This window comes from Microvirga aerilata (assembly GCF_016743775.1).
GTDB lineage: Bacteria > Pseudomonadota > Alphaproteobacteria > Rhizobiales > Beijerinckiaceae > Microvirga > Microvirga aerilata.
This window is the reverse complement of record NZ_JAEQMY010000155.1, coordinates 1-7,343: the sequence shown is the minus strand read 5'-3', so window position 1 is coordinate 7,343 and position 7,343 is coordinate 1. Positions and strand designations below refer to the sequence as shown.

Genomic DNA, 7,343 nt, shown 5'->3' with positions numbered 1-7,343 from the left:
CGACGACACCAGCAGCGTGCCCGCGAGTGTCACTGGCGCAAGCGTACCCGACGTCGGCGCAAACCACGGCTGTAGTACTAGTGCAGTTTGGCAAAGGTGAAACAAGGTCAATAGTTTAGACTTGTGCGACGTCAAATCATAATCCTTGTGTCGGGGGTTCAAATGCCTCCTCCGCTACCATAGGCCCAAGGCCTTTTCCGGCATTTCCCCTAGTTCCCGATCAGAGCCGGTGCCAAGCTGGTACCAACCGGCTCGCGCTGAACGGTCGAAACTTCCCCGGTCTGAACACCGCTCCGAAGGATTGAGCACTCAATTCGTGTTCGGGTGCGTCCCAATCCTCTGGCCGAGCTTGGCTGATCGCAAAGGATCACTTCCGAAATCACGGTCAGCCTTCGCTTCCAAGCTGCTGCACCCGTTTCCTGTTCCTGACGTGGTTCTCGGCACTCAAACCTTCCGAATGATGATGCGACCAACCCTCGCCGCCTCCTGATCCTACGAGGCGAAGGTTTAATTCCGCACCATCGGGTGAATTGTGGCCTCTGTCCTTGGTGTTCGGCATCTCTGCCTCGGGGGCTGAACGTGCTAAATATAGACGATGCAGAGCTCCGTCGCACCTGAGGACATTCGGACCTTCATCCCGCCGCATCCGGAGCCTGCTCCGGAGAACCTCTCTCCGCGCCAGCTCGCCTCGCTGATGCGAGTCAACAACCTGCGGGTCTGGTCGCAGCGGGCCTATGAGGAGGAGGTTGTCGTCCGTCGCTTTTTCGGCCGCTCCTCGGTTCTGTTCAATGCTCCCGAAGCAATCCGCCATGTTCTGGTGGATCACCCGGAGGCCTATGGCCGAACCCGCGCCACCCTCCGGATCCTCAAGCCGCTGCTCGGAGAAGGGCTGTTCACCAGCGAGGGACTTGCCTGGCGTCATCAGCGGCGAACCCTGGCGCCGGCCTTTACGCCGCGGTCAGTCGAGCTTCTCGTTCCACATATCCGGTCAGCCACGACTGAGATGATCGGCAGTCTCGCCGCCACCGAGAAGGAGCGGGTGGATCTCTTCCCCATAATCCAGCGCCTCGCCCTCGAGATCGCTGGGCGCAGCATGTTCTCCCTGGAGATGGGCCAGCACGGCTCCGCTCTCCGGGAGCAGATTATGCGCTACGGCCAAAGGCTCGGCCGACCGCACCTGCTCGATTTTGTTGTGCCCATTGCCATTCCGACACCCCATGACTGGGCGCGAGCCTGGTTCCGGCGGAGTTGGATCCGGCTGATCGACCAGATCATGGCTGAGCGGCTCAAGGACAAAACTCATGCCAGTGGTCCGCGCGATCTGCTCGACCTGCTCATGGCGGCTCGCGACGCGGAGAGCGGGGAGGGGTTCTCGCCCAAGCAACTGCGGGATCAGATCGCCACCATGATCTTGGCCGGACACGAGACCACGGCGGTAGCCCTGTGCTGGTCGGTGTATCTGCTGGCCCACCTGCCGGAGGTGCAGGAACAGATTACCCAAGAGGCCGCAGCAGTGTTGCCGGACAGCAGGGCGGAGCCACAGCTCAACAAGTTGACGTACACACGGGCGGTGCTGGACGAGGTCATGCGGCTCTACCCGCCGGCTTACGTGATTGTCCGGGCAGCCCGCCAGCCAGACACCGTCGCGGGTGTTACTATGAAGCCCGGCGATCTCGCCATCATCTCGCCATGGGTGCTGCACCGGCATCGGAAATACTGGCACGAGCCGGATGCGTTCGCCTCAGAACGCTTTCTGCCCGGCGCCCCGGCAATCGACCGCTTCGCCTATCTACCTTTTGGTGTCGGGCCCCGCGTGTGCATTGGCGCTCACTTCGCCCTCACGGAGGCCACCCTGGTGCTGGCCGAACTGATGCGCTCGTTCCGGATCGAGTTGGTCACAGATCGACCGGTCTGGCCCGTCGCTGTGGTGACCACCCAGCCCGATCACGCGCCGCTATTCCAACTCCATCGCCGATAAGTCTCTGCCGTCGGAAAGACTGGGTTTTCGGCACTGCAGAGCTCGCTACGTCAAAGGGTTGGTACCAGCCGAGAGGAGCAAGTCATGGCACGAACCACCAAGTCGGTCAGTCGAGCACGCACAACGGATCGGGGAGCTTCCAAGAAGGGTCCCCGCAAGCAGGCAGCTACTCGGGGAAGGAGCACGGAAAGAGGTGCTGTGAAACAGGGAGCCGCCAAGAAAGGCGTGACTAAGCGGCGAGGATCTCGCGCCTCCCTCGTGGTCAAAGGCTGGACGGTCAGTTTCGTCTCCGGGGAGTCTCTCCAGCTTGAGGCGGATGCTGTGAGCATCGACAGCAGCGGAACGGTAACCTTTTCGCTGTTCGGGACTGACGTGCTCTACGTCTCTGCAGCCAATTACAATTTCATCATGGAAACGAGCGAGCCTCTCGAGAGCAGTGAAGAGGGCAACGAGTAAGTTAAAGCAGAGATGGTCTGCTTCATTTGAGAATGAGCATACCCGTGGTCCGGACTCGCTCGCGATAGCTTTCTTACGTTAGCAGTTGCCGTAGGCGGCAGGTTGTAGAAAGGCCCCGCCAAGGCGGGGCCAGAGGTCCTCAACGAGAGGCGGTGACCCTCGACTGCACGGGAGTCGGCATGACCGGTAGGATGATCCGGGAGGGATGATCCGCATCATGCAGGATCGTCTGGTCAGCAGTCTTGAAGGTAGTCTCCTGGCCGAACTCAGCACCCGTGTTCGGGTTGCGGTCATAGTGCGGGAAGTTCGAGCTGGAGATCTCAAGCCCGATGCGGTGGCCCGGCCGGAACAGGTTGGACGTGGGCCAGAGATCGATCTTGTACTCATAGACCTTCCCCGACTCGATGGGCGTCCGCCTCTCAAGCGTCTCCCGTGAGCTGGCACGGATGATCCCATTGCCAAGGTTGTAGACCTTGCCGTCCGGATGAACATCGACGAGCTTCGCGGTGAAGTCGGTGTCTGGGGCTGATGACTGCGCGTAGAGGATCACCTGCACCGGTCCGGTCACCTCCATGCTCTGTTCGAGGGGTGGGGTCATGTACACCAGAACGTCGGCCCGATCTTCGATCTTGGCCTGATCGTAGGGCCCGACCGGTGCCACATCCGGGGTGCAGCATGAATGCCCGCCTGCGCTTGGAACAGGATTGGCCGGGTCATAACGGTACTTGTCGGGCGCCTGGTTGGCCACCTGCTTCTCGAGTGAGAGGGACCCGTTGCCGTAGCGGGTGTTCGCCTGCCCCATGCTGTGCAGGTAGTAGGGCGTGAACCTGGTCTCCGGCAGCGGCCAGCTGTCGGCCTTGCGCCAGGTGTTGGCGCCCATGACAAACACCCGGACCGGCTTTTCCGTATCGACACCGTTAGTCTGACCCTTGAGCCAGTAGTCGAACCAGCGCAGATGCAACCGGTCGATCGGGTTTGCTGCCTCTGGGCCAAAGTCGATCTCGCCGACCTTCTGCACCCAGGGCAGGTGGATCCATGGCCCAATCACCAGATGCTGACCCTTGCGAGCCGCCTCCGAGCTACCCTTCTCCCGCATGCCCATGAAGTTCTCTGTGCCACCCTTCATGAACACATCGTACCAGCCGGCGAAGTTCAGGGCCGGTACCTGGATGTCCTGATACCGGGTTCGAATGCTCCACTGCTTCCAGTAATCGTCCCAGGTATCGTGCGCGACCCAGTCTGCATAGTAAGGGGCGATCCGCTGATCGTTCTGGGAGTTCGGCAGATAGTCGCTGATCGGCACGTGGCTATACAGAGCTGGCAGGTCAGCAGCTGCCTTTTGGATGTCGTCGAGAAGCTGCTGATCACCTTGCCGGCGGACCCCTGACAGGGCGATTGAGGTCAGTGGCCATGATTGCTTGAACGCGAGCGAGAAGGCGCCGCCCTCGTACGACCAGCCGTCGTAGTAGTCCGACGAGGTGTGGGCGGGGGCGATCGCCACCAGATGTGGCGGCTTCTCCGCGGCAGCGAGCCACTGCGTTGCTCCGACGTAGGAGAAGCCGTACATGCCGACCTTCCCGTTCGACCCGGGCAGTTGGGCTGCCCACTCCACTGTGTCGTAGCCGTCCTTGCCCTCATCGCGAAACGGGTAGAACTCGCCCTGTGACTTGTACTGTCCACGCACGTCCTGGATCACCACGATGTAGCAGTGGGAGGCGTACTCCTCGGGTTTGGCATAGACGTAGGTCTGTGCAGCACTCTTGTCGTATGGCAGGCGCATCAAGAGAACTGGGTAGCTCCCGGGCTCCTGGGGCCGGTACACATCGGCCATCAGCACGGTGCCGTCCCGCATCTTGGCGGCGACATCCACCTCCTTCTTGACTAAGCATGGCCCCTTGTCGAGGGCAGCCCATGCCGGGGCCGTAGACGCGAGGGCCGCAGCTGCGACAAAGACCGAGGTGTAGGTTGGGGCTCGATAAGACTTGGTTCCGTTGGGCATCCATGCCTTGTGCCATCTATCAACCGAGGACATGGGCGCTCGTACGCTGGATGGACTCTTCATTGGGCTTTTCCTCCCGTTTTGTAATCGGCTAGAAAATCAGTCCGGCTCGCCTCCCGTTGGCTACTCGGAATGCAACGTGAGCCGAGAGGTGGGATCCTCGCTCCCATTGACAGCAGAAGCAATTGCATTTCGGGCGGTGGAGCTATCTCGATAGAGTTCTTTGACTGAGCAATGCTGAGTCATACTATGCACCAACCTTAAGAATCGCTGTTCCTCAGAACTTGGATCGGCCTGCTGGTGGTCGAAATCTGACACTTAGTACCCGAGCCAAAGACCTGCTTGTGGTCTTTGCATAGAGACAGGGCAATGGCAGGAAACACGGAGACTGACGGCAGACGGCGTGGAAGCATAGTGGTCTGGGGTGCTGCAGGGTATTGTCAGGTTGGCGAAGGTTCGGGCGTATGGCAGGGTCGCGGGCATGAGCACAACGTCCAACCCGTACCGCGGCTTCCGCTTTCCAGCTGAAATCATCAATCAGGCCGTCTGGTTGTATCACTGCTTCAGCCTGAGCCTGCGTGAGGTCGAACTGATCCTGGCCGCTCGGGGGATCCAGGTCAGTTACGAGACCATCCGCGAGTGGAGCCTGCGCTTCGGACGGACCTACGCCAACAGCCTTAAGCGCCGTCGGCCGCACCCTGGAGACAAATGGTTTCTTGATGAGGTGTTCGTTCGTATCAGGGGCAAGCTCCATTACCTGTGGCGAGCGGTTGATCAGCATGGGAATGTGCTCGACGTGTTGGTCCAGAGCCGCCGGAACACAAAGGCGGCCAAGCGCTTCTTCCGCAAGCTGCTGAAGGGCTTGTGCTACACGCCCAGGGTGATCGTGACCGACAAGCTTGGATCCTATGGTGCCGCCAAACGCGAGATCCTGCCAGGTGTCGAGCATCGGCAGAGCCGGTATCTCAACAACCGCTGTGAGGTCTCGCACCAGCCTACCCGACGGCGTGAACGCCACATGAGACGGTTCAAGTCAGTTCGGCATGCGCAGCAGTTTCTCTCGATTCACACTCCGATCCACAACCACTTCCAGCTCCGCCGCCATCGTCTTTCCGCCAATGAGTATCGGACAGCACCGATCGCGCCTTCGCCGCGTGGCGGGACGCGATCGGTGCTGCCTTGTAGGCTGATTTGGACTGACGTGCAGGCTTCCCTGCAGCAGCAGGGTCTCCCCGGTATCAAGTTGACAGTACCCCGCAGGGATCCCTTGCCGATTGGGGAGATACCCGCGAAGAGGATTCCGTTGCCGTCGACCGGATCGCCCCGGATCAGGTGGCCCAGCTCCCGCAGATCCTCCAGGCGCTCAAGGGCCAGGGCTTCACTTTCGTTGTCCTCGACACAGCAGGCAGCGCAAACACGACCAACAACCTGGCCATGAAGGAAGCGGACCTCTGCTTGGTTCTGTCCCGGCCGTCGAAACTGGACCTGAAGGCCACCCTCCCCACCGTCGAAGCCCTGATGCGCCTCGAGATGAAGGAGCGGTTCGCGTTTCTGTTGAACCAATGCCCTCCCGGCAAAAGCAGCCGAGCCACCGAGGCAGCCAACGGGCTTTCCATGTTCGGAGTTCTCGCAGAACCCACCATGACCCAGCTTGTCGACCACCAGGACGCCATTGCAGCCGGGAAGGGCGTGGCGGAATACGCCCCGGAGGGACGAGCCTCCGACGAAGTCCGCAACCTCTGGGCCTGGATCGCCCGCAAGACGAAGGGAAAGTGAAATGACCAAGCGCCCCTCACTCGTGGCAGGCCTCCACCTCAACCAGATGCCCACACCAGAACCTGCTGCCCCCACCCCTGCCCCGGAGCCAGCAGCCGCGGTGAAGCCCCCAAGCCGGAAGGCTACGCCCGACATCGTCCATACGAGCGTGTACCTGCCGAAGCAGGCTCATCGGAAGCTGAAGGAGATTGCCTTCCACACGGACAAGAAAGTTCACGACCTCATCATGGAAGGGATCGACGAGGTTTTGAAGCGTTACGGCCATCCAACGTCCGGCGAGATGAAAGCCAGCGCCAAAGCGCCATAGCATCAAGGCGCTGTAGCACTACAGCGCCTCAACCATCTCGGCTCAAGGGATATGGCTGACGATTTCAGCGGCTCCGTCCGGTGTGAAACCTCCATCACCGATTAGGTTTATCCCAAGGTCAGCCTTGGTAGGCCCATCAACCTTGATGGGGTCTTCCTTCCAGAAAGAGGCCAGGGAGGCACCGCTGCCGCCTTGCTGTCTCAGCGTCCTCGGATCATCTTCTTTCGGTGCCGTTCGCGCCCGAAGGTCACCACTCTCATCGTATTTCTCGACGATAACGGGGCGGCCCTCAACCGTTCCGCTCCAAATCCCATTCCACTTGTCTGCCATTCAGAAGGCTCCCGTTGCTGAATGAAATAACGGGGAGAGCTTTCGTTCCTCTGGCCCTGTCAATTCGCGCTACAGCATCACAGCACTGTAGCGGTGTAGAATGACAACGCTTCAGAACGGGATTTCGCACTTCTCCATGAGGAGCAGCCGCAGGTTCGTCCGCCACAGGTACGGTTTCCGGGCCGCTTCCTTCTCGAACGTGGCAACGCTCACCTTGCACTCGTCCGGAGTGTCATGGGCAAAGTGGCGAACAGTGCAATAGATCCGGCATCCAACGAGCGAGCTCCCAGCATTGTAGCCTATGCCCGTTTTGTAGGCCCGCTTATCCCTGGACAGGATGTCCTTCTCCACTTGGATAATTTCATCCACGCACGGGGAGAGGCCGAGAGGCTTGCCGCACCATGACGCTGTAGCACTAAATGGTGCATCCGGTAGGTTGCGGGGTATAATGGCGGCCCCTTCTGACCTGCTGGCGGAGGCGACCCATGGCACCAGTC

General features: G+C 60.4%; 7 protein-coding genes and 1 pseudogene. 5 read left to right on the top strand and 3 right to left on the bottom strand.

The annotated features are described in order from the left end of the window. Nucleotides 1-595 precede the first annotated feature (595 nt). Both JKG68_RS30160 and JKG68_RS30155 read left to right on the top strand, forming a co-directional pair. Nucleotides 596-1,978, top strand: coding sequence for a cytochrome P450 (locus JKG68_RS30160; RefSeq protein WP_202065896.1), 1,383 nt, complete (start codon nucleotides 596-598; stop codon nucleotides 1,976-1,978). 198 nt (nucleotides 1,979-2,176) lie between these two features. After that, nucleotides 2,177-2,434 (top strand): hypothetical protein, encoded by a 258-nt coding sequence (locus JKG68_RS30155; protein ID WP_202065893.1) that lies wholly within the window; start codon nucleotides 2,177-2,179, stop codon nucleotides 2,432-2,434. A 139-nt stretch (nucleotides 2,435-2,573) separates the two neighbouring features. Here JKG68_RS30155 and JKG68_RS30150 read toward each other — a convergent pair whose 3' ends face one another. After that, nucleotides 2,574-4,433, bottom strand: coding sequence for a CocE/NonD family hydrolase (locus JKG68_RS30150; RefSeq protein ID WP_202065890.1), 1,860 nt, complete (start codon nucleotides 4,431-4,433; stop codon nucleotides 2,574-2,576). Between the two features lie 481 nt (nucleotides 4,434-4,914). On the opposite strand from JKG68_RS30150, the pseudogene JKG68_RS30145 reads away from it, so the two are divergent. The 3 genes and pseudogenes from JKG68_RS30145 to JKG68_RS30135 all read left to right on the top strand — a co-directional run bounded on the left by JKG68_RS30145 (nucleotide 4,915) and on the right by JKG68_RS30135 (nucleotide 6,516). Further along, a pseudogene (locus JKG68_RS30145) lies at nucleotides 4,915-5,618 on the top strand (IS6 family transposase). Nucleotides 5,619-5,765: 147 nt separating this feature from the next. Next, entirely contained in the window at nucleotides 5,766-6,209 is a 444-nt protein-coding gene (locus JKG68_RS30140; RefSeq protein WP_312891046.1) for a CpaE/TadZ family protein, read from the top strand. 1 nt (nucleotide 6,210) lies between these two features. After that, nucleotides 6,211-6,516, top strand: a complete 306-nt coding sequence (locus JKG68_RS30135; protein ID WP_202065885.1) for a ribbon-helix-helix domain-containing protein — start codon at nucleotides 6,211-6,213, stop codon at nucleotides 6,514-6,516. A 42-nt stretch (nucleotides 6,517-6,558) separates the two neighbouring features. On the opposite strand, the gene JKG68_RS30130 is transcribed toward JKG68_RS30135, so the two are convergent. After that, nucleotides 6,559-6,846 carry a hypothetical protein gene (locus JKG68_RS30130; protein WP_202065883.1) on the bottom strand — a complete coding sequence of 96 codons (288 nt, stop codon included), beginning with the start codon at nucleotides 6,844-6,846 and terminating at the stop codon, nucleotides 6,559-6,561. Between the two features lie 111 nt (nucleotides 6,847-6,957). Then, the coding region (locus JKG68_RS33060) for a hypothetical protein (protein WP_210346496.1) at nucleotides 6,958-7,343 on the bottom strand (386 nt) is incomplete at its 5' end.

Bases quoted from the DNA above. Each gene is read 5' to 3' on its own strand.
- JKG68_RS30160 (WP_202065896.1), top strand. From the start codon at position 596: ATGCAGAGCTCCGTCGCACCTGAGGACATTCGGACCTTCATCCCGCCG.
- JKG68_RS30150 (WP_202065890.1), bottom strand. From the start codon at position 4,433: ATGCCCAACGGAACCAAGTCTTATCGAGCCCCAACCTACACCTCGGTC.
- JKG68_RS30135 (WP_202065885.1), top strand. From the start codon at position 6,211: ATGACCAAGCGCCCCTCACTCGTGGCAGGCCTCCACCTCAACCAGATG.
- JKG68_RS30130 (WP_202065883.1), bottom strand. From the start codon at position 6,846: ATGGCAGACAAGTGGAATGGGATTTGGAGCGGAACGGTTGAGGGCCGC.